This is a genomic window from Planctomycetia bacterium (assembly GCA_016795155.1).
Classification (GTDB): domain Bacteria; phylum Planctomycetota; class Planctomycetia; order Gemmatales; family HRBIN36; genus JAEUIE01.
The window spans coordinates 182,531-203,674 of record JAEUIE010000015.1 but is presented as its reverse complement, the minus strand read 5'-3'; the positions used below and the strand labels follow the sequence as shown (position 1 = coordinate 203,674).

General features: G+C 49.9%; 16 protein-coding genes and 1 pseudogene. 7 read left to right on the top strand and 10 right to left on the bottom strand.

Annotated features, from left to right (window positions below; all coding sequences use genetic code 11):
• Positions 1 to 53 precede the first annotated feature (53 nt).
• Positions 54 to 782, top strand: a complete 729-nt coding sequence (locus JNJ77_07075) for a cyclic nucleotide-binding domain-containing protein (GenBank protein MBL8822333.1) — start codon at positions 54 to 56, stop codon at positions 780 to 782.
• Positions 783 to 866: 84 nt separating this feature from the next.
• Here JNJ77_07075 and JNJ77_07070 read toward each other — a convergent pair whose 3' ends face one another.
• Positions 867 to 1,745: a LysR family transcriptional regulator gene (locus tag JNJ77_07070; GenBank protein MBL8822332.1), complete on the bottom strand. Its 879-nt coding sequence runs from the start codon at positions 1,743 to 1,745 to the stop codon at positions 867 to 869.
• A 305-nt stretch (positions 1,746 to 2,050) separates the two neighbouring features.
• Here JNJ77_07070 and katG point away from each other — a divergent pair, with 305 nt between their 5' ends.
• Entirely contained in the window at positions 2,051 to 4,303 is a 2,253-nt protein-coding gene (katG, locus tag JNJ77_07065; protein MBL8822331.1) for a catalase/peroxidase HPI, read from the top strand.
• 69 nt (positions 4,304 to 4,372) lie between these two features.
• On the opposite strand, the pseudogene JNJ77_07060 reads toward katG, so the two are convergent.
• Positions 4,373 to 5,173 (bottom strand): annotated as a pseudogene (locus JNJ77_07060) (protein-signal peptide and transmembrane prediction).
• Positions 5,174 to 5,496: 323 nt separating this feature from the next.
• Here JNJ77_07060 and JNJ77_07055 point away from each other — a divergent pair.
• Together JNJ77_07055 and JNJ77_07050 are read left to right on the top strand one after the other, a co-directional pair.
• Entirely contained in the window at positions 5,497 to 5,988 is a 492-nt protein-coding gene (locus JNJ77_07055; GenBank protein MBL8822330.1) for a hypothetical protein, read from the top strand.
• Between the two features lie 165 nt (positions 5,989 to 6,153).
• Positions 6,154 to 9,309, top strand: coding sequence for a serine/threonine protein kinase (locus JNJ77_07050; protein MBL8822329.1), 3,156 nt, complete (start codon positions 6,154 to 6,156; stop codon positions 9,307 to 9,309).
• A 15-nt stretch (positions 9,310 to 9,324) separates the two neighbouring features.
• On the opposite strand, the gene JNJ77_07045 is transcribed toward JNJ77_07050, so the two are convergent.
• Positions 9,325 to 9,915, bottom strand: coding sequence for an RNA polymerase subunit sigma (locus tag JNJ77_07045; protein MBL8822328.1), 591 nt, complete (start codon positions 9,913 to 9,915; stop codon positions 9,325 to 9,327).
• 41 nt (positions 9,916 to 9,956) lie between these two features.
• Positions 9,957 to 11,141 carry a tRNA pseudouridine(13) synthase TruD gene (gene truD / locus JNJ77_07040; GenBank protein MBL8822327.1) on the bottom strand — a complete coding sequence of 395 codons (1,185 nt, stop codon included), beginning with the start codon at positions 11,139 to 11,141 and terminating at the stop codon, positions 9,957 to 9,959.
• Positions 11,142 to 11,225: 84 nt separating this feature from the next.
• Here truD and JNJ77_07035 point away from each other — a divergent pair, with 84 nt between their 5' ends.
• Positions 11,226 to 12,326 (top strand): exo-alpha-sialidase, encoded by a 1,101-nt coding sequence (locus JNJ77_07035; protein ID MBL8822326.1) that lies wholly within the window; start codon positions 11,226 to 11,228, stop codon positions 12,324 to 12,326.
• Positions 12,327 to 12,346: 20 nt separating this feature from the next.
• Positions 12,347 to 13,297: a PQQ-binding-like beta-propeller repeat protein gene (locus JNJ77_07030; protein MBL8822325.1), complete on the top strand. Its 951-nt coding sequence runs from the start codon at positions 12,347 to 12,349 to the stop codon at positions 13,295 to 13,297.
• Here the strand turns inward: JNJ77_07030 and JNJ77_07025 are convergent.
• Positions 13,287 to 13,871, bottom strand: coding sequence for a nicotinate-nucleotide adenylyltransferase (locus JNJ77_07025; GenBank protein MBL8822324.1), 585 nt, complete (start codon positions 13,869 to 13,871; stop codon positions 13,287 to 13,289). The genes JNJ77_07030 and JNJ77_07025 overlap by 11 nt on opposite strands.
• A 2-nt stretch (positions 13,872 to 13,873) precedes the next feature.
• On the bottom strand, positions 13,874 to 16,000 hold the full coding sequence (locus JNJ77_07020) for a DUF1926 domain-containing protein (protein ID MBL8822323.1): 2,127 nt from the start codon (positions 15,998 to 16,000) through the stop codon (positions 13,874 to 13,876).
• A 298-nt stretch (positions 16,001 to 16,298) separates the two neighbouring features.
• Here JNJ77_07020 and JNJ77_07015 point away from each other — a divergent pair, with 298 nt between their 5' ends.
• Positions 16,299 to 17,252 carry a hypothetical protein gene (locus tag JNJ77_07015; GenBank protein MBL8822322.1) on the top strand — a complete coding sequence of 318 codons (954 nt, stop codon included), beginning with the start codon at positions 16,299 to 16,301 and terminating at the stop codon, positions 17,250 to 17,252.
• On the opposite strand, the gene JNJ77_07010 is transcribed toward JNJ77_07015, so the two are convergent.
• Genes JNJ77_07010 through JNJ77_06995 form a run of 4 tightly spaced genes read right to left on the bottom strand, consistent with a single transcriptional unit; the run spans position 17,224 to position 21,135 of the window.
• A complete protein-coding gene (locus JNJ77_07010) occupies positions 17,224 to 18,519 on the bottom strand; it encodes a metal ABC transporter permease (protein ID MBL8822321.1) in 1,296 nt (431 codons plus the stop codon). The two genes, JNJ77_07015 and JNJ77_07010, sit on opposite strands and share 29 nt — an antisense overlap.
• On the bottom strand, positions 18,516 to 19,424 hold the full coding sequence (locus JNJ77_07005) for a metal ABC transporter permease (GenBank protein ID MBL8822320.1): 909 nt from the start codon (positions 19,422 to 19,424) through the stop codon (positions 18,516 to 18,518). The genes JNJ77_07010 and JNJ77_07005 overlap by 4 nt, the downstream gene beginning before the upstream one ends.
• Positions 19,421 to 20,188, bottom strand: coding sequence for a metal ABC transporter ATP-binding protein (locus JNJ77_07000; GenBank protein ID MBL8822319.1), 768 nt, complete (start codon positions 20,186 to 20,188; stop codon positions 19,421 to 19,423). The genes JNJ77_07005 and JNJ77_07000 overlap by 4 nt, the downstream gene beginning before the upstream one ends.
• Entirely contained in the window at positions 20,185 to 21,135 is a 951-nt protein-coding gene (locus tag JNJ77_06995; GenBank protein ID MBL8822318.1) for a zinc ABC transporter substrate-binding protein, read from the bottom strand. The genes JNJ77_07000 and JNJ77_06995 overlap by 4 nt, the downstream gene beginning before the upstream one ends.
• Positions 21,136 to 21,144: the final 9 nt, after the last annotated feature.

Below are 21,144 nucleotides of genomic sequence, written 5' to 3'. Positions count from 1 at the left end.
CACGACCAAAGTCACTATCGTCGGTACTCTCGAGCACTGTCTACGAAATCCCCATGTGGGCCCGAACCTTGATTGTGCTGGCTGGGCTGGCAGGGCTGGTGATTGTTGTGGTAGCCAGCCTGGTAGGACGTACCGAATACACCGTATCGATGGACAAGCTGCTGCATTTTGGTGGCTATACAGTGCTTTCCGCCATCTTTGTCCTTGGCGTTCGAACTGCACTTTGTCTGCCTGCGCTGGTAGTGCTTGCTCTGATGAGTATCGGCATTGAGTATCTGCAGCCACTGAATGCCCGCACGTTTGATGTTGCTGATATGATGGCAAATATCATTGGCATCGTGACAGGGGCAGTCGTCGGCCTGGTCTTACGCATGGCCATCCGTGTCGTAGGCAGTCAGCTCAGACAGGCGAAACTGCGGAAGCAGCGACGCAGTTATTCTACTGGTTCCATCCTCCTTCGAGAGGGTTCGCCGGTCAATAAGTTCATGGTAATTGAAAAGGGGAAAGTGCAACTCAGCAGGGAAGTAGATGGGCTAAAGCAGATTCTCGGCACCATGGGGGAGGGAGAAATCATCGGCTTGCTGGGAGTGATCCAGTCTCAACCACAGTTCACAACCGTGGAAGCTGTTCAGCAGACGACAGCGTACAGCCTGGATTTGAATGACATCATGGATACCTCGGATTCTACAACCGACCCTGTGAATGTGGTGCTCAATGCACTTTGTCGCCAGGTGCGTCAACTTGCAGAACGGGCGAGTAGTGTGGATCAGCCAGTTGCATAATCTGTTTTGCGTGAGTAGACACCAATGAGTAGCCCGAACTGCATGGCATCTTGTGGTGGACTGAATTGAATCGAAACTACCCCATTACGCCTTCCAGCCTTTTTTTACATGTTCCTGAAATTGGCGCACCAGCTTGCTGTGATAACGGTATGGGTTGGAAATCATGGCAATTATGCGAGTGGGCTTCTGACCGGTCAGAGAACGGTACACACGGGTGTTGCTGGTATCGCGAGCACACGCCATGGCGGGAACGAGGCTGATGCCATGCCCCAGGGTTACAAGTTCCTGCACCATGGTCAGCTGGCTCGTACGTTCAACGGAAACAGGGTGAAACGATTTCTGTCGACAATAAGTAATTACATTATCTGAGAGACAGTGCGCTTCACCGAGCAGCACGAAGGGAAGTTCTTCGATATCATTGGCTCGAATGGCCTTCTTGTGGGCGAGTGGATGACCGTTACTGGTAACTAGTAGCAACTCTTCTTCAAACAGAGGTTCTACTTCGACATACTTCGCAGTTATGGGTAAGGCAGCGATGGCTATATCCACTTCACCTTCTGCGATCTTCTTCAACAGATTATCGGTTGTATCTTCCTGCACAATGACATGTGCCCTGGGAAACTGCAGATGAAACGACTGCAGACATTCGGGAAGAAAGTAAGGTGCGATGGTAGGAATCGCGGCGACGCGGACTTTGCCTGACTGTCCATCATCGCAGATTTCAGCTTTGGCATCGTCAGCCATCAGAAGGATATTGCGGGCATGATCCAGCAGGAGCCGACCAGCGTCATTGAGGACAACCCGGCGGGATTGTCTCTCAAAGAGTGGTTGCCCCAGTTCTTCCTCGAGCCTGGCAATCGACCTGCTGAGCGATGGCTGAGATAACTGAATATGCTCGGCAGCGCGAGAGAAATTTTCGAGTTCCGCTACTTTCAGAAAATGTCGCAATTGTTCCAGTTCCAAATAGAATCTCCTTGTCCAATTTATTGTTCTGCTATGCATTTTATGCATAGCAGTTATCCTTGCAATGCATTGGACGCAAGTTCGGTTTTCGCGATACTAATGTTTGGAGCAAGGCTGATGTTCAGCATACCGACTGCCTTGCAGAATCTCGAATTCCAGGGAGAACGTAAATGACAATCCGCAAGTCAACACGACTGGCTTCATTGGCAACAGGCATTGCAGCTCTGTGCCTGGCTACCAGTGTTCCTGCACAGACTGCTCCTGCTTCACCGCCTGCTGGTGGACATTCTGATACCGAAGCTCTGATGGCATCCGGCGGCACATGCCCGGTAACCGGGGCTACCATCAGTGTTAAAAAAGCGGTACCTGCTCAACAGGCTGCCGCTCCGATGAACAATTACACCAATAAGGACTGGTGGCCCAATCAGTTGAAGTTGAACATTCTGCATCAGAACTCGCCTGCAGGAAATCCCATGGGGCAGCAGTTCAACTATGCGGAAGAATTCAAGAAGCTTGATGTGGATGCAGTGAAAAAAGACATCATGAAATTGATGACCAATTCCCAGGAATGGTGGCCAGCCGACTATGGACACTATGGACCATTCTTTATTCGCATGGCCTGGCATAGTGCAGGCACTTATCGAGTTGCAGATGGTCGCGGTGGCGCTCGCTACGGCACCCAGCGTTTTGCTCCGCTTAACAGTTGGCCCGATAATGCCAACCTGGACAAGGCTCGCCGACTACTTTGGCCAATCAAGCAGAAATACGGGAATAAACTTTCCTGGGCCGACTTGATGATTCTCACAGGCAACTGTGCACTCGAATCGATGGGATTTAAGACCTTTGGATTCGCCGGTGGCCGTGAAGATGTCTGGGAACCGCAGGAAGATATCTACTGGGGACCAGAAGGCAAATGGCTCGATGACAAACGATACACTGGCGATCGTAAACTGGAAAACCCTCTCGCAGCTGTGCAGATGGGTTTGATTTATGTCAATCCTGAAGGCCCCAATGGCAAACCTGATCCACTGGCTGCTGCTCGCGACATCCGCGAAACATTCGGTCGCATGGCCATGAATGACGAAGAAACGGTTGCCTTAATCGCAGGTGGGCACACATTCGGCAAAGCACATGGTGCAGCCAGCCCGGATAAGAATGTAGGGCCGGAACCTGAAGCAGCCGACATCGAAGAGCAGGGGCTTGGCTGGATAAACAAATTTGGCAAAGGCAAGGCGGGCGACACCATCACCAGCGGCCTGGAAGGCGCCTGGACTGCCACACCAACGAAGTGGTCGCACGGATATTTCGATAACCTGTTCCGTTATGATTGGAAACTGAACAAAAGCCCGGCAGGCGCCTGGCAGTGGACCCCAACTGATGAGAACGCCAAGGGAATAGTGCCTGACCCATTCGACAAATCCAAGTCGCATGCTCCCATGATGTTCACCACCGACATAGCATTGAAGATGGATCCTGCCTATGCCAAGATCTCGAAACGATTCCACGAGAACCCCGATCAGTTCGATGAAGCTTTTGCCAAAGCCTGGTATAAGCTGACTCATCGCGATATGGGACCAGTTTCCCGTTTGCTTGGAACATCAGTTCCTAAGGCCCAACTGTGGCAGGATCCCATCCCTGATGTCGATCATCCCCTGATCGATGAAAAGGATGTTGCCAGCCTCAAGAGTAAGATTCTTGAAGCGGGCATACCCGTTTCCCAACTGGTAACGACAGCATGGGCATCAGCATCCACCTTCCGGGGCAGTGATTTCCGAGGTGGCGCCAACGGTGCACGCATTCGACTCGCTCCCCAGAAAGACTGGGAAGTCAACCAGCAGGCTGGCGTAGCCAAGGTGATTCAATCTCTGGAAAAAATCCAGCAGGAATTCAACCAGACTCAGACTGGTGGCAAGAAAGTGTCGCTGGCAGACTTGATTGTTCTGGGAGGATGTGCAGCGGTCGAATCAGCTGCGAAGAAGGCAGGGCACAATGTAACCGTACCGTTTTCTCCGGGACGCATGGATGCAACTCAGGAAATGACCGATGCTGATTCGTTTGCTGTACTGGAACCAAAAGCTGATGGCTTCCGCAATTACCTGCGTGCTGGCCTGCCTCAATCTGCTGAAGAACTGCTGGTAGATCGCGCTCACAAGCTCAAGCTCACTGCCCCTGAAATGACTGTGCTGGTCGGTGGCTTGCGAGCCTTGAACGCCAATACCGGCAATTCAAAGCTGGGTGTGTTCACCAAACGCCCGGAAACTCTTACCAACGATTTCTTCCTCAACCTGCTCGATCTGAATACGGAATGGAAGAAGTCGGACAAAGGTGAAGGGCTTTTCGAAGGGAAAGACCGTAAGACCGGTGAGGTCAAGTGGACAGGCACCAGGGCAGACCTCATCTTCGGTTCCAACTCACAGCTTCGAGCCATTGCAGAAGTTTATGGTAGCGATGATGCTCAGCAGAAATTTGTGAACGACTTCGTTGCTGCATGGAACAAGGTCATGAATCTTGACAGATTCGATCTTGATCCATCCTTCCGCAAAACTGCCAAGAAATAACAAGATTGGATACAAATACATACGCCGCGCTGACAATGTCAGCGCGGCGTTTTTCTTTTAAGACTGCTCTCAGCGTGTATCACCTTTGAATCGAAATGCAGGCTTACCAGTAATATCACTGCTCAGAAAGCTGGGACACCAGTAACGCTCCACATGTTCAACCACTAGATCCGTGCCAGCAAAGTGCGTCTGGCATGGGGGTCTCTCTGGGTTGTACATCGTATCGGTCATATCCCGCATTAAGGCGACATCTTTGCCGAGTTTGACCATTTGCCTGATAGCAAAGGGCCTGCCCAAGACACACATGTTCAAATGCACGCCACACAAGATCACATGGTCGATCTGATGCTGACATTGCAGGTTCCAGGTTTCCTGGCCGTTGTCGGTGATCGCGTCTTGATCCGCAATTTCAATGAGAGAATTTTGCCGAGTCCACGGTGATCGTATTTCGCATTTCTTCTCGCAGTCGCATCCCATGTCGGAATCATCGATGGGCAGAACTCCTTCTCGCGATTTGTCAGGCCAGCACCAGGCTGTGCCCCATCGCTGGGTAGTTGCCAGCGGAATCGGCGTTTGATGAAAAGGAGCCTCCATGGCATGACGTCGTTGCCCGCTGTTCTTATAGAAATCCATGCAAGTGCTGGGAGCATGAATGATCTTCACGCCTTGCGAACGGGCTGTCTTAAGCATCTCATTCATGGGCACGGCCAGTTCGTTTACCCGCTGAGCAGCGGATTTGCACCAGTGTTGATCCCACATATCGCAGACAATGATCGCCGTCTTATGTGGATTCCATGAAACCGGCTTCATTGAAGCAGCTACCGCTGGCTGTCCGGGCGCAGATGCTCTTGATCGTAATGTCAGCTTCAGTTGTAAAGGGTTTTCCGATGCCACACTTTCTGGCTGCATCAGAAACACGATGCTTGAAGGCACCACAGAGAGAAGTGAGATCATTGCAGTTCGTCGATTCATCATGGGTAACTTTCGCGGGCTGAAAACTTCGTAGATCAACCATCAGCGAGTATTGTTTCGAATGGACATCCAAATTGCAAAGAATAATCGTTCCAAGGCTGCTCATTTGGTTGAAATAGTACGAATTTGCTGGCACTTTATGCTCGACGACTACGGCACGCAATGGTATTTTCAGCTGAATATCGGCAACGGTTGTTGCGGAAATCGCAGGGAATCTGTCAGTGCCCGATGTACCCGTCCATCTCCATTACATGAACGTGAATGTGGAAGGACAATTGCCTCATCGCCTGGAATTCGGTCCGCTGTACGGCAGACTCGTGACCGAAGATGATATCAGTGGTCAGGTAGTCACTGTCATCAGTTACGGTTTGCCACGCCGTTATTTTGTGTGGAGTACTTTCACAGCCAGCACGCGGGTTAAAGAATATCGCGGCAAAACGGTAGTGCAGGGCGATGGCTGGCATCTCTGCCCACCTTATGAAGTTCCAGAAGCCAATATAAGTTACCTCGTTGGCGGTAATATCAGGGATCATCTCTTTGTTAAGGTAAAGGATGAAGCTACGGCGCAGTGGCTGCTCGATATTGTCGATCGATACAGACCACCTGGAAAATCAGACAGGCTGCGATTGTTCCTCAAACAGATGTATCACCTGGTTGGCAATGAAGAAATTGAACAGAAAATCCGAAAAGCATGGCGGACGATCAAAGACTGAAAATGAATCATACCTGTTTCTTAAAAATCTCATTTCCAGGATAGTTGAACTCAAACAAGACGGGGATTTTCTGGCGGATTATCGCTTATCTTAGTACACGATATGATTACCACGATATTACTATGATCCTTGCAGAACCTGTATTAACTGAAACACGAGGTTAGTATGCAGGAAAGTGAAATATTCCTAGTGGCTTGCAAGCTGCCTTTGTCCGAACGTGATGCGTTTCTGGAAAGTGCTTGCAATGGCAATACGCTATTGCGTCAGGATATTGTTCATCTGCTGCAGGCTCATCAGCTATATGAAGGCGCTGCATCAAAGCATACTGACACTGCTTCCACTGATACCAGAGTTGAATCACTCCACACTCAGTTGACTCAAGGCTGTCTGTTTGAAGGCAAGTATCGCATCAACAAACTGCTGGGCGAAGGAGGCATGGGTGCGGTTTTCCTGGCAGATCAGTTGGAACCGGTGCAGCGGCAGGTAGCGATCAAGATTATTCGCGGGCATATTGCTCTGCCATCCATGGTGGCCAGGTTTGAACTGGAACAGCGGGCACTGGCGCTGATGAATCATCCAGGCATTGCCAGAGTCTTTGATGCTGGCATCACCGCACATGGCAGTCCCTATTTTGTCATGGAGTATATTCAGGGTGAAACCCTGACTCGGTATTTCAAGTCTTCCGAATCATCCATGAAGGCTCGGCTGTTGATCATGATTCAGATTTGCCAGGCTATTCATCATGCTCATCAGAAAGGTGTCATTCATCGCGACCTGAAACCAAGCAATATTCTGGTTACCACGGTCGATGGCAAGCCTGTTCCTCGCATCATCGATTTCGGTACAGTGAAATCGCTTGAGGACAAAAACCTGAATCCCCTGTTGCAGACCGAATTTGGTGCCTTGGTGGGGACTCCTGAATACATGTCGCCTGAGCAGTCAGCGTTTGGAGCCGATATCGATACACGCTCAGATATCTATTCTCTGGGAATCATTCTGTACGAAATACTGACCGACACCGTTCCTTTTCCACGATCAGATTTTGAAAAGACGGGACTGTCTTCGATGCTGCAGGCGATTCGGCAACGAGAGCCAGCCAAGCCAAGTATTGCCGTGATGAAGCGTGATTCACTTCTGGGTTCAGCCAGCACTTCTCGATCTTCGGTGATTAGAGGTGATCTTGACTCGATTGTGATGAAAGCGCTGGAAAAGGATCGCGAAAGCAGATACACCTCAGCTGAAGCCTTGGCTCAGGATCTGATGCGATACCTCGCTGATGAACCTGTTCTGGCACGCCCCGCATCTGCCAGTTATCGATTGAAGAAATTTGTGGTCAAGAACCGTGGCTTTGTTGTTGCTGCTTCATTAGTAGTCCTGGCTCTGCTGACCGGCTTAACGGGCACCACCTGGGCGATGTTCAAATCGGAAGAACATGCCAACGCTGCATCGGAAGCAGAATCGGTTGCCAAAACACGCCTTGAACAGGTTGAAAAGGAAAAAAAGAAAACGGATGAGCAGATTAAGATATCCAATTCGATTATTGATTTTTTCCTGGTTGATGTCTTCCGCCAGGCCGACCCAGCATGGCAGAAATCGCGCGGACAGAAAGTTAATCCTCAGATTTCACTGACTGATGCCATTCAGAACGCAGCCATATCCATCGAAGGACGATTTACGGATAAACCATATCACGAAGCAGTCATTCGCAGAACCCTCGGCAGATCGCTTGTCAAAGTAGGAGAGCATCGACAGGCAGTTGCACATTTCAAACGTGCTGTTGAATTGATTGAGCCTATTCAGGATGTTGATCCATCGATTATTCCGCTATACAAATCAGAGTTGGCGGATGTTCTGGTCCGGATCGGCAACTATCGAGAAGCAATATCTTTGCTGCCTGGAATTCTTAAGGAAGAAGAACGACTCCTTGGAGAAGATGAAAAGCAGACACTCGATACACTCCATCGCCTGGCTGCTGCTCATACTTCACTGGGACACTATCCGCAGGCGAAAGAGTTTTGGGAAAAACTGATTGAACGAAGAACAAGAAAGTATGGAAAGGATAATGAGTACGTCATGTCGAGTCGGGCGGAGTTGGCATATGTCATCGCCAGAACCGGCAATGTTCCTGAAGCCATCAAGCTGCTTGAGCCTGATTACGCAACAGCCATTAAAATTCTTTCTGAAGATCATGCTGTTGCCTTGCATTTAACACGCATCCTGGCACTCTGTTACAACTTCGATGGGAACCATACCAAAGCCCTGCCGATGTACGAAAAGCTGGAACGAATCTACACCAGCCTTTATGGCAAAACGCATCCGGAGACTTTGATTAATTGCATCCATACGGCTAACTGCTTGAGAAAAGGCAATCGTCACCAGGATGCAATCCAGTTGCTGGAACCGGCGATAACACCCATTACCCAGAAGTTTGGCGACAACCATGAATACACATTGATGAGCATGCACTCTTTGGGAGCTGCTTACCTTGTAGAAGATCAGGACGATAAGGCTATAGCTTTACTCGAAAAGGTATACGAAGCACGACGCAAACGAAGTGGAGATCAGAATCTTGACACCCTGGCCATTATTCCTGATCTCGCTCTTGCATATCAGAAACAAGGGCATGCAAACAAGGCCATTTCTGTCTACGAAAAGTACTACCAATATTGGCTCGGCAAGGAAGGTACCCAGGCAACGAACACCAGAAAAGCCACGCTCCATCTGGCAACTGCATACCAATATGCTGGTGACATGGACAAAGCTGTAAAACTACTTTCACCTTTGATGCAGGAGATGAAGAACTCCTTCAAAGCAACCAATCAAGAGCAACTCACTGCGGTCACTCGATACCTAGACAGTCTCGAACGGCTTGGTAAACCTGAACAAGCTGAAGAGTTAAGAAGAAAATTATCAACTGAGATGTCTAGTACCGATCCTGCTGCACAACAATTTGCACTTTCCCAACTCGCCAACAATTTGAATATGCAGAAAAAATACACTGAAGCAGAACCACTTATTCTGCAATGCTTGAAACTGCAGCAAAGCTTATCAAGAAAACCTGCATGGGAGCAGGCGAAGCTAAATACTATCCATGCAGATACACTGACGGGGCTCAGGCAGTACGAGCCAGCAGAGAAACTGTTGCATCAAGGATGGCAGATGCTGAAGCAATCTAATCCCAAGGGAGAACAGAAACTGGTGTATCGGGAAGTGCAGGCCGATTTGATGCATTCCTGCATCCAGTTGTATCAGGCTTGGAATAAGCTTGATGCAGTCAATCATTGGAAGGAACAATTGCAGGCAATCTCAAACAACAAGTAAATGCATCAAGCAGTATTACTCGCTGGTAGTATCGTCACGATCTTTCGACTTCATCCATTCACGTCCCAGCCAGGCCCGGGCATAAGTCCAATCGTCTTCCGCCGTGGAAGCGGAGATACCCAGCAACTCGCCACACTCTGGAATAGTGCAGCCGGAGAAAAGTCGCAGTTTAACAAGCTCCGCTCGCCTTGGCCATTTCTCCGCAAACTTGTCGAGCAGTTCATTCACGCAAAGCAGTTCTCCAGGGTCCGTCAGCGTACCGGCAATATCTTCGAGTGGCATTCGCGCTAGCTTGCCTCCTCGCTTTACTCGACCTTTGCCACGGGCATGATCAATCAGGATGCGTCGCATCGCTTCTGATGCTGCCAGAAAGAAATGTCTGCGGCTGGTAAAGGAAATAGGCGTCGAACCGCTTTCAGCCTGCATCAGCCGCATGAATGCTTCATGCACCAAGGCTGTCGGCTGCAAAGTATGCTGCACTGCCTCGCTCGACATATGGAATGCCGCCAGGTTGCGTAACTGGTCATAGACCAGCGGGAATAGCGAACCAGCAGCAGACTGATCTCCTGCATCCAGTGCGTTAAGGATTTGTGTCATATCACTCATGATAAAAGTGTAAAACAACCCTGCCTTGAAATCGAGATGAATTACGATTCAGAAATCCTCTTCCATGTCGTAACCCGCTTGACCAGCAGCGTTGCATACGACCCGCGGGGCAGGGAAAATTTCATCGTTATTTTGCGATGGCCCTTGTGCAGCTTGTCCCAGCCTGTTTCAAATGCAAACTCTGCAGGCTGATAAAACGCATTGCGATTTCCCTTCGAAAAGAATGGTTCGCGATATTGCTTCAGTTGAATAGCCTTCATGCTCAGCCCTTCTTGAGCCAATACTGATTGAATTGCCTCTTCCGCTGGATGACCTGCCAACGGTTCACAACGGGATGATGGCAGTGGAATCGTCAGTTCCTTCAACTGAATTCGGGTTTCCTCATCCAAAAGTCCCGGCATGGCTAACTGATGATGTTTCTGCTGAATGAAGCCTGAATGTTCCTGAGGGAAATGAGTCATGATCCATGCATGCAACATCCGATTCCAAAGATGACTTTGATAAGCAGACAGATACATGTTTCGCAAGAAATATGGGATAAGTGTAAACGCCCGACGATAATCATCAGGCTGCTGTGCAAGATGCCTTGCAATCCCCTGCAGATATCCTGGAGGCAGTTTATTCGACAATGATTTCCAGTTACCCCACTCTTGTGTAAGCAGTTGTTTGGCTCTTTTCTCTTTTGATTTATCGTGCTCATAGTAGGTGGTCAGTGCCAGCCGAAGCGCCAGTTCTTCATTGCCATCAATCAATGCTCGGACGACATATTGCTGATCGCTGCTCACTGATCCAAACCGTTGGTCGTCAAAATAATTGCCAATAAGCGTCTGATTGATTGCTTCAAGCTCATGCATGATAAGTGGATATTCCTCTTTGGAAACATCCCTCATCACAATAGTAAAGTGATTGCCATGAAATGATTGTGGACCAAAAGGCTCTTGGAGCTTCCCCAGACAGCGAACGGAGATCAATTGATCCTGATAGTCTCGCTGCGGGCCGTGTTCAATGGTCAGATACTGCATGGTGTGTGCGTGCCGGTCTTTCAATCCACCATAGCGAACACGTTTCTGATCAACACGCCAGGCGGTACAAAGCTGCTTCAAGGCTTCCGGTGTGCCGATGCTCCGCTTTTCCAACTGATAATAAGTGAATTCCCCTACGCTACCCGCTTCGCACGTTGTCAATTCTTCCACTCGAAAGTCATCGGGCTTGCACTTGATCTTCATGTCACTCACAATCTTTATCGACTCTGCCAGAAGATGTTATAATGAACCTCTCCAGAGTTGAACTCCTGCAAGGCCAATGATGTTATGCATTCATTCACTTTCCTGATCGCATGCCTCCTGTCACCTGCACTGATGCACCACGACGTGAAGGCTGAGAACTCCATAGTCTTCCGCGAAAATGGTCGCTTTGGCGGCTGGCCTGCCAACAATGGCATCTGGAACTGGGGCAGTGAAATTGTTGTTGGTTTTACACTAGGCTACCACAAGGATAATCCCAACGGCCACACTATTGACGGCAATCAGCCGCAGGTGCCCCGATTTGCACGCAGCGTGGATGGTGGCAGAACCTGGAAAATCGAACTGCCTTCATACCTCAATAAGGAAGGTAAAGAAGCTACTCCCCAACCCTGCACCGAGAGCATTGATTTCAAACATACCGATTTTGCCATGCAATTTCGCATGAAGGGTAGCAACCACGGCTACTCACACTTCTACTGGTCCAATGACCGCTGCAAAACCTGGCATGGCCCATATTTGTTGCCCACATTTGATCGCAAGGGGATATTTGCCCGCTCCGATTACGAAATACAGGGCAAGCATGAAATGACAGCTTACCTCACCGCTGCCAAAGAAGATGGCAACGAAGGCTGGCCCTTTGCAGCTCATACCAAAGACGGCGGCAAGACCTGGCAGTTCCAGTCGTGGATCGGAACTCAGCCCGGAAAAGGTGGCTACTCCATCATGCCATCCACCGTGCGGTTGTCAGCGAATGAGTTGCTTTCTTTCATTCGCCGACGTGCTGATTCAGATCAGACCAAAAGCTGGTGGATTGAACCCTATCGCTCATCAGATAACGGAAGGACCTGGAAACTGGAAGAAGATAACCGCATTGACAATGCAGGCAACCCGGCTCATATGCTGAAATTGCCTGATGGCAGACTGGTAGTGACGTACGGCTATCGCCGTGCTCCTTTTGGCATCAGAGCCAAGATCAGCAGCGACCAGGGCAAAACCTGGAGCCAGGATATCATCCTGCGCAAAGATGGAGGCAATTGGGATCTGGGCTATCCACGTACCGTTCTTCGAAGCGATGGTAAACTGGTTACCGTCTACTATTTTAATGATACATCCAGTGAATTTCGTTACATTGCAGCTACCATCTGGGCTCCTCCGACCACACCATGACACATTGATGAGGGCATTACATGTTGCGACCTGTTGCATTACTGCTGTTCGCTTTAAGTTCACTGGCATCAGCAGTTGGTGACGAACCAGTACGTCACAGGGTGCTGGCGGCAGACCGTGCTACGGGGAAGATTGCCATCATCGGCATGGATGGCAATGTCGAATGGGAATATCCCTGCAAACACGATGTTCACGATCTTCATCTCCTGCCCAACGGCAACATTCTCACGCATCTGAATCACACTGAAGTAGTCGAAATCAATCCCAAGAAAGAAATTGTCTGGAAGTACCAGGCTCAGCCTCGAGAGGGTTACACCGGCAAGATCGAAATCCATGCGTTTCAACGTCTGAATGATGGCACAACCATGATCGCTGAATCGGGAAATGGCAGAATCATCGAAGTCGACAAGGGTGGAAAGATCGTCAAACAGTTTCCATTGGCACTGAAGAATCCTCATTATCATCGTGACACGAGAATGGCTCGCGTGCTGACCAATGGCCATTACCTGGTATGTCATGAAGGTGATGGCTGTGTGCGCGAGTATAATTCTCGAGGCAAACTGATTTGGGAATTCTATCTCGACCTGAATGACCGCCCGCGCAGCAATGGCCATGGGCCGGAAGGTCACGGCGTGGAGGTTTATGGAGCTGTGCGATTGTCGAATGGTAATACGCTGATTGCAGGAGGTAATAACAACCGCGTTCTGGAGGTAACACCAGAAAAGAAAATCGTCTGGCAGGTTGACCAGAAAGACCTCCCTGGTATCACACTAGCCTGGGTAACCACCCTTCAGGTTCTCCCCAATGGGCATATCATCATTGGCAACTGTCATGCTGGCAAGGAAAACCCGCAACTGATTGAAATCGACCGTAAGAAACGAGTCGTCTGGACATTCAACAATCAGAAGGAGTTCGGCAACAATCTGGCTTCAGCCCAGTTGCTTGATGTGAAGGGAGCTGTTATCCGCTGACAGGGCGGTACCATTTTTCTTTCTCAATAATTGTTCTCACAGAATCAGGGACAAGGTATCGTATCGACCTCTGATCTGCCACTCGCTGCCTGATGTCGGTACTGGAGATTTCGATCAATGGTGCATCGACATAGTGCGAACGGAAATACTCAGGTGGCTCATCCAGTTTGATGCCTGGACGCTTGACAATCATCAACGTGCAGAGCTTTGCTATTCCCTGTGGGTCGCGCCACGTTTCCAGATCATGTACACTGTCCATGCCTAAAATCAGATACCACTCATTCCCTGGTTCGCTGGTGTGCAGATGGCGCAGCGTGTCTACCGTGTAACTCAATCCAGGCCGATTCTGTTCACAAGTGTTTACACTAAACTGGCTATGTCCCTGGAGTGCCGCAGATAACATCTGAGCGCGTTGCTCGAAGCTGGCATGGGTACCTTGCGCTTTATGCGGCGGTCGTGGGGCAGGAACAAAATCGACACGATCCAGCATGCCTTGTTCCAGACACTGCTCGGCAAGGATGAGATGTCCGATGTGGACAGGATCAAATGAACCGCCAAAGATGCCAACACGCATGACTAACCTGATTTACGTCGGTGTGCATCTATTTTTAATACGACTTCAACTTCCCAGTGTCCGGCTGGGTCCGGTTGTGGCTGGAAGTAAGCAATCATCGTAACGCCCTGGTGTACCAGTTCAAATCCTGCTTCAGACTGGCTGACAGTTCTTATTGGAAATGCCCAGATGCCTGCGGGTGATGATGTCTGCAACCTGCAGTCCAGCCCCAGGTATTCATCTACTACGCCCAGATGATCGGTAGATTTCAAATCAATCAATGTCTGAGTTGGGCCTGCATTCTTCTTGCCAGCATGATAATAGTAGCGATCATCTTGATCTGATGGAAATCCTGCGAAATTGAATTCGACAGCAAAATAATAATCTGGCTTGGCAGGCAAATCATCCAGTCGATAACGCACTGTTAAAGTATTGGCGGTTGCCGATGCGACAATTTCCTTGGAAACATGCACGGTATCGCTGCGTACTTTACCCTGTCGATACAGACGCAGTCTTTGATGTGTGTCACGGTCGATCAATCGCCTGATGTATGGGCCTTGAACAAAATCTCCCAATTCTTCCTCGTTGTGCTTCACCACGTTTTCCAGTGTGGTATCGAGAGGAAAGAAATGATCGATCAGACTTTTGCGAGGATACTTGTCATACACCAGCTGCTGATCCAGTTCAGCCTGTTTGAACTGTGCCGGCTGCCCGGGATTGACTCCCGCTTGTACCTTGCTCGAACCGATCTGCTTGATCGTTTCATGGTAAGGTTCGGGCCGGCGGGTCATAGTTGCCAGCAGGTTGTATTTCACTGGCCTGATATCCAGTTCGTAAAGCATGCCACCCTGATGCGGGCAGAAGTAAGCAACATAGAGTGCCGTAGCAATGCGCAGTTCGCGCCGCCCATCCAGGTTGAAATCATGCAGTTCAATATCCACCCGCTGACCTGCAGCCACATCGTCAGGCAGACAAACATTGTCCGCCGATATTAAATGCTTGAAAATGGCTTGGCGTAGGTGAGGCAGATACAATCCGCCGAACGCCCCATGCCAGTAAGGGCAGTTGCATTGGCCGCGATAGAGTTCATGAATCGCTGTCTCAATCGAAGGATTGGATGCAGCGGCAGCAACGTGATCGCTGACCTCAATCATTCGAGCCTGCATCTCGCGCACTTCAGGGTACTTGGAAGCGAAGTTTCTCCAAATGCCGCCACGCAGGTTATTCTTGATTTCTTCCTGCACACCCTTGCCTTCAAACTGCTTCAACAACTTCTGTCGTTTGAGTTGCCTGCTTGTTGGTAAAGCCCATTCGGTCATTTCGCGGTAGCTGCATTCAGGCAGATAGATGGTATTGAGAGGCGGAGTTTCATCCAACGCCTGCGACAACGTAACCAGTTGTATCTTTTCCTGTTCCTGCCGTTCGAGCAGCAGGTCAAAGAATTTCGTGAGCCATTGATTCTGGTAGCACAAGGTATTGGTGCCAGGCCATGAGCCAAATTTTTCGCCATCATCCGCACAGACGACTACCGAATCAGGATAGGTTTCTGCCAGCAGATCGAGATAGGCAATGGCTTCCGAAGGATCTTTCCAGGGAACCATGTAGCGCAGTGGTTCGCTGATAGGGAAGATACGAAGCAGAAATCCCTGGTCTTCGGTCAGGAAGTAGCCATGCAGGTCGTCTTCTTCCATGCCAGCTTGCTTGAAGTGATAATCATCTAGTAGGGTATACTCAATATCAGCTTCGAGAAGATCGGTCACCAGGCTCGGTTCCCAGACACGTTCTGCGAGCCACATGCCGCGGACATCACAATTAAATACCGATTTGAGTTTTTCAGTATAACGACGAATCTGCCCCACACGATCGCGACGTGGCAGCAACGGTAGAATGGGTTCGTAGTATGCACCACCCAGAATTTCAAGCTGACCGGCTTTGACGAGTTCTTTCAGATCACCAAGATGATCGGGCTTGTTGCGTTCGAGCCATTCGAGAAGCGGCCCGCTAACATGCAGGCTGAAGGCGAGTTCAGGATACTGGCTGATAATATCGAGAAATGGAAAATAGGCGTCGTTATAAGCCTGGGACATCACGCTGTCGAAATTGCCGACAGGCTGATGATCGTGCAGCGCAAAGGCGAAGCGTAATGGCATGCTGTTGTGCCGCCTAATCCATCCGGGTAATCAAGACCGTGTAATCAGAAAGAGTCAGAGCCATAAGCTCTTGGACAATATTAACGTACATAAACTGGCATATCCTGACGAATCCTGAAAAAGGCCATTCTCTAACGATGAACGCCCAGATGCCCGCGTTAGAGCCGTTATAGTCGTTACTATTGGTGTGTAGCCTACGTCACAGCAGTCCTCTTGGCAAATGATGCGAACCATGTTCCAGACGATACTTTGACACGTTCGATAGAGAATAGGTGTGTCACGGCAGGGAGGCCGCTCGATGCTGGCATTTGTATTGATTTGCTGTCTTCAGTTGGGGGATAATCCCTATACAGTCGATCAAGTACCGCCTGTGCCACGGTATCAGCCTGATCTGGACAACCATATAAATGATGATGATGGCTTCCCGATTATGCTGGGAGCATTACTTTCGCTCAGCAGCGATAGCGCATTTCCTCGCTTTATTGGGCCCAGCAGCAATCCGTGGTTGGCGAAAGACCCGCGATCTTTAACAGAAGCTCGCCTCCTGGGAGTTGGCAACTGGACTCCATCCAATCAGGTTCTCGGTAATACCTTCAGCCAGTCTTACCTGTTGCAGACCCGGGTCGCACTCACCAAGCGCTGGCAGGTCTTCATGGATAAGAATGGTTATTCCTTTATCGATCCGGAAAATGCTCCAGGCAACGATGGTTGGAACAACCTGGCATTCGGTGCCAAGTATGTACTGATTCGTGATGTTGAACAACAACGACTGTTATCAGCAGCGGTGCAGTTGGAAATACCTACCGGTGAAGCGAGCGTCTTTCAGCGCCCCAGTGATGGAAGCCTCACTGGTATACTGACGTTTGGCCAGGAGTTCTGGTGTTTCTGGCATCTACTGGGCAATGCTGGAGTTCGCGCACCGCTCAGTAATGACGGCAGCACTTTGCTGTTTACCCAGTTGCACCTTGATCGCGAATTATTCGGCTGGCTTCATCCGCTCGCTGAATTCAATTACTACCGCATTCTGACTGATGGCCGTGGCGTGTATCCTGCAGGTTTAGGGCAGGGCGATGCCATGCTCGACTGGTCAATACCCCAAACAACTGGCTCCGATCTGGTCACGGTGGCAGTTGGTTTGAAAGCACGCTACAACCGCATGGCAGAGTTTGGCGTTACCTATGAACGCCCCCTTTCCGAAACGCCACGATTGTTGGAGCACCGCATCATTGCTGAAGTGGTGGTTCGTTACTAAGGGTTTGACCTGGTATGGCTTTGCCATGCGGATCCGCAGCGGGTCGGTTCAAATCGGCTGACAGACTTTCCAACAGTTCAGGCCCAACGTAATGTTCGATGGATTCTGCAGGGCTATGCAAGTGATCCGCAGGTAAAGCCACATTCCGCTGCAGATACGATTCCCAGATACGGTGCGTGCGAATGATCCGCTCCGCTTTCTGTAAGCCAAGTTGCGTCAGATGAATCCTGCCATCCACCTCATCAATCAACTTGCGGCGTTTCATGACATTCATTGTGTATTGCCTGAGCCAGCTTCCCTTGTTATGAAGCAAGGCAGCCTGCTGCAGTCCTGATTGTGATTTCTCACGAGCACGGTAGAGTGCACTCAGTACATCTTCCCGCATGACTCGCAAAGACAATCTGATCTGCCTGAGTAGCCGGACAATAACACCCTGAGAAGGTGAAAGAAAAACTGCACCTGTGAACAGTAGCCCGGCACAGACTGCCATCATGCCTGCCACGCTGGTGTTCCAGGCATCGGCGAGCATGTAACCCAGGATTGAGGATGTAATACCTGTTCCAGCAGCCATGATCATCATGTTGAATAATCGTGTAGTCAGTAGTGATGCAGTTGCTGCTGGTACAATGAGCATGGCAACCACAAGAATGGAGCCAACAGATTCAAAAGCCGCGACGGTAACTGCTGACGTCATCGACATTAATAAAAGGTGCATCAGGTAAGAAGAAAAACCCAAAGTATCAGCCAACTCGGAATCAAACGCAGAGAGTTTCAGTTCTTTCCAGAGTACAGCGAGCATTGCAACGATCAGGATGAGAATAAGTCCCAGGCTGATTACTGCCTCAGGAATATCCAGGCCGGCGAGTGTCAGGGTTTTTGATGATGTGAACTCTATCTGCCCATACAGCACACAACCAGCATCGAGATCAACATTCTTCGCTGCGACGTTGATGAGAATAACTCCCAGAGCAAACAGCGAAGTGAACACCACACCCATGCCAGCGTCTTCTGATACCCGTGCATATTGACTGAGCCATTGAGTGAGGATCGCAGTCAACACGCCCATGCCCATAGCTCCCAGCACAATGGCTGGGCCAGTTATTTTGCCACTGAGCATAAATCCGATGGCGATACCGGGAAGCACTGCATGACTGATGGCATCGCCCAGCAGACTCATCTTTCTCAACACCAGGAAGCTGCCCACCAGGCTGCAATTGACACTCGCCAGCGCACCAACCAGGATTGTCCACAGTGCTATGGATGTCATGGCGTTTCAGTCTTCCATTCGACCATACTGCCAGTGAGATCGAGATTCATTCTCTGCCGTAGCCGTGCAAGCCAGCCTCGACGTGGTGCAAAGAGTGCCGAGATCAGAAAGAACACGGTGCCTGCCAGCACGATGATCGGCCCTGCTGGAAGATAGGCAAATTCGGCAGAAAGCAAAGTACCGACCAGACCGGTGATGGCCCCGAATGCAGCACTCACTGGCAACATGATTGCCAGCCGCTCAGTCCAGAAGCGGGCCGTCACGGCAGGCAAAATCAAAAGGGCAGCCATCATGACCACTCCCACCACAGGCAAGCCGGTCACCACGACTAATCCCAACAGCATCAGAAGTACAAAATCAAGGAACAACACCGGCCAGCCCTGGCTTTTGGCAAATTCGCTGTCGAAACAGAGTACATTGAATTCCTTGAAGAGGAAGAGAATGGTCGCCAGGCAGAGTAAACCAATAGCTCCAATCAGATAGACATCACTGGCAATAATCCCTGCTGTCTTTCCCAATATGTAAGAATCCAGACCTGCCTTGCTTCCCGTGGCGGTTTGATTCTGCACAATACGGCTGATGACAATCCCGAGACCAAAAAAGGTGCTCAGAATAATTCCCAAAGCTGCATCGGTTTTGACTTTGGTATATCTCGTGATCAGACTGACGAGCATCAGCCCCAGCAGACCACTGAGGAAAGCGCCTAGCAACAAAGCTGGGAGTGATCGCTCTCCCGCGAGCAGAAATGCAATGCAAAGCCCAGGCAATGCTGCATGGGCATAGGTATCACCTGCCAGCGATTGTTTACGCAAAACTGCAAACGACCCGATCAAGCCCGACACTGCACCAAGCAAACCGGTGCCAACCATCACCAGCATGGTGTTGTAGGTAAAGAGATGACTCATGCTGTCGGCACCTTGTCTCGTACCGCCAGTCCTACTTTTTCCAAGGCAACCAGCCTGCCACCGTAGGTACGCTGTAATGCCTCATGCTGGAATACTTCCTGAGTTGGTCCAGCAGCCACCAGACGGGTATTCAGAAGTAGAAGCTGATCAAAATACTGCTGGGCAGTGCGAATATCATGATGCACCACCATGACCAGCTTGCCCTCGTTTCGCAGTCGCTTGAGAATCTGGAAAACTGTCTGTTCCGTGGCAGCATCCACACCTGACATCGGCTCATCCATGAAATAGATGTCGGCTTTCTGTGCCAAGGCACGCGCCAGGAATGAACGTTGCTGCTGCCCACCCGATAACTGTCCAATTTGCCTATGAGCCAGATCAGCAATGCCGAGTTCTTCGATGCAGTGCATGGCCCACTCACGTTCCTTTTTGCCAGGCCGACGAAACCATCCCAGCGAGCCATAAGTGCCCATTAGAACGAGATCAAACACATTGATAGGGAAATCCCAATCGACACTTTCACGCTGAGGCACATAGCCCACCCGCTGCCTGACCTTGGAGAGATGTTGCCCAAACAGGGTAACTTCGCCACTCGCCTTGGGCACCAGGTTCAGAATCGCCTTGATGAGCGTGCTCTTGCCCGCGCCGTTGGGGCCCATCACTCCAACCAGGCTAGGCTCGTGAATGGTGAAATCGACGTTCCACAGCACTGGCTTATGGTGATAAGCCACCGTCACATCATGAACATCCAATAATGGTGCTGTCATTTCAGTGCCTTGACTATCACATCGACATTATGTTTCACCATGCCCAGATAAGTTGCATCGGGTTTGCCTTCTTCACCTGGTGCATCGGAAAACAGTTCTCCGCCAACAATAACAGCATGATTCTGTGCAGCACATCCTTCCACCAGTGCTTTGATGTTCTTCTCGGAGACACTGGTTTCCACGAAGACTGCCTTGATCTTTCTGGCAACGATAAAATTCACCAGTTCATTGATGTCCTTGACGCTGGCTTCACTTTCAGTGCTGATTCCCTGAATGCTTTTGACTTCCACGTCGTAAGCTTTGCCGAAATACCGGAACGCATCATGGGCAGTAACAAGGACACGTCGCGATTTCTCGATTGTACCCAACTGTTCACGGGCATACTTATCCATCTCTTCGAGTTGCTTGTCATATGCTGCGGAAGCTGCACGATAATCCGCAGCGTGAGAAGGATCGTATCGGCACAACTCATCACGAATAAAGTAAGATGCCTGTTGCCAGAGTTTGACATCAAACCACAGATGCGGGTCAACAACGTTTTCCTCTGTTCGCAGCAGGGAAGGTGAATCGATTTTTTCAGTGACAGGTAGCGAAACTTTCTTTCGATTCAGTTGCTCAAGCAACTCTGTCATTTTCCCTTCCAGGTGATGGCCTGAATAGAAAATGACATCGGATTCGTTAAACAGCCTCATATCGCCAGGCGATGCTTTATAGAGATGCGGATCCACACCCGCTTTCATCAACTGGGTCACCTTTACATGCTTTTGACCAATGTTGGCAACCAGATCAGCAACCATACCCGTGGTACACACGATATTAATCGGTCCACTGCCTTGATAGGTCAAAGTAGCGCGTGATGGTGATATTTCGGATTTACAACCTGCCAAGCCAGCAAGCATCAGTACTATTGCAATAACCTTAAAACTGAGGCGTTGAATAACGTTCATAAGCCTTAC

Coding starts and splice junctions, on each gene's coding strand:
- JNJ77_07075 (MBL8822333.1), top strand. CDS start 54: ATGTGGGCCCGAACCTTGATTGTGCTGGCTGGGCTGGCAGGGCTGGTG.
- katG (MBL8822331.1), top strand. CDS start 2,051: ATGGCATCCGGCGGCACATGCCCGGTAACCGGGGCTACCATCAGTGTT.
- JNJ77_07050 (MBL8822329.1), top strand. CDS start 6,154: ATGCAGGAAAGTGAAATATTCCTAGTGGCTTGCAAGCTGCCTTTGTCC.
- JNJ77_07045 (MBL8822328.1), bottom strand. CDS start 9,915: ATGAGTGATATGACACAAATCCTTAACGCACTGGATGCAGGAGATCAG.
- truD (MBL8822327.1), bottom strand. CDS start 11,141: ATGAAGATCAAGTGCAAGCCCGATGACTTTCGAGTGGAAGAATTGACA.
- JNJ77_07035 (MBL8822326.1), top strand. CDS start 11,226: ATGCATTCATTCACTTTCCTGATCGCATGCCTCCTGTCACCTGCACTG.
- JNJ77_07030 (MBL8822325.1), top strand. CDS start 12,347: ATGTTGCGACCTGTTGCATTACTGCTGTTCGCTTTAAGTTCACTGGCA.
- JNJ77_07025 (MBL8822324.1), bottom strand. CDS start 13,871: ATGCGTGTTGGCATCTTTGGCGGTTCATTTGATCCTGTCCACATCGGA.
- JNJ77_07020 (MBL8822323.1), bottom strand. CDS start 16,000: ATGCCATTACGCTTCGCCTTTGCGCTGCACGATCATCAGCCTGTCGGC.
- JNJ77_07015 (MBL8822322.1), top strand. CDS start 16,299: ATGCTGGCATTTGTATTGATTTGCTGTCTTCAGTTGGGGGATAATCCC.
- JNJ77_07010 (MBL8822321.1), bottom strand. CDS start 18,519: ATGACATCCATAGCACTGTGGACAATCCTGGTTGGTGCGCTGGCGAGT.
- JNJ77_07005 (MBL8822320.1), bottom strand. CDS start 19,424: ATGAGTCATCTCTTTACCTACAACACCATGCTGGTGATGGTTGGCACC.
- JNJ77_07000 (MBL8822319.1), bottom strand. CDS start 20,188: ATGACAGCACCATTATTGGATGTTCATGATGTGACGGTGGCTTATCAC.
- JNJ77_06995 (MBL8822318.1), bottom strand. CDS start 21,135: ATGAACGTTATTCAACGCCTCAGTTTTAAGGTTATTGCAATAGTACTG.